This window comes from Vibrio sp. 1401 (assembly GCF_033340295.1).
In genome coordinates, this window is the sequence record NZ_JAWOWF010000656.1 from 1 (window position 1) to 569 (window position 569).

Genomic DNA, 569 nt, shown 5'->3' on the forward strand with positions numbered 1-569 from the left:
ACGTTGAGCAAAAAGTGGTGAACTGGCTGTGCGACAAGTACGACCTAAGCGAAAAAGCCGATGGTATTTTCACGAGCGGTGGCACGCAAAGTAACCAAATGGGTTTGATGCTGGCACGTGATTGGATCGCAGATAAGCTAAGTGGTCACTCAATCCAGAAGTTAGGTCTGCCTGACTACGCTGACAAACTTCGCATCGTATGTTCTAAGAAATCACACTTCACAGTTCAAAAGTCTGCATCTTGGATGGGGCTTGGTGAGAAAGCGGTGATGACTGTGGATGCAAACGCTGATGGCACCATGGATATCACGAAGCTAGATGAAGTGATTGCGCAAGCGAAAGCTGAAGGGCTAATTCCATTTGCGATTGTTGGTACTGCGGGTACTACGGATCACGGCGCAATTGATGACCTAGACTTCATCGCCGACATGGCAGTCAAGCACGACATGTGGATGCATGTGGATGGTGCTTACGGTGGTGCGCTGATCCTTAGCAGTCATAAGTCTCGCCTGAAAGGCGTTGAGCGCGCTCACTCTATCAGTGTCGATTTCCACAAATTGTTCTACCAA

At 48.9% G+C, this 569-nt stretch carries 1 protein-coding gene; it reads left to right on the forward strand.

What is annotated here, in order from left to right:
- On the forward strand, positions 1 to 569 hold a 569-nt coding region (locus tag R7Z77_RS27400; protein ID WP_318137311.1), incomplete at both ends, for a pyridoxal phosphate-dependent decarboxylase family protein.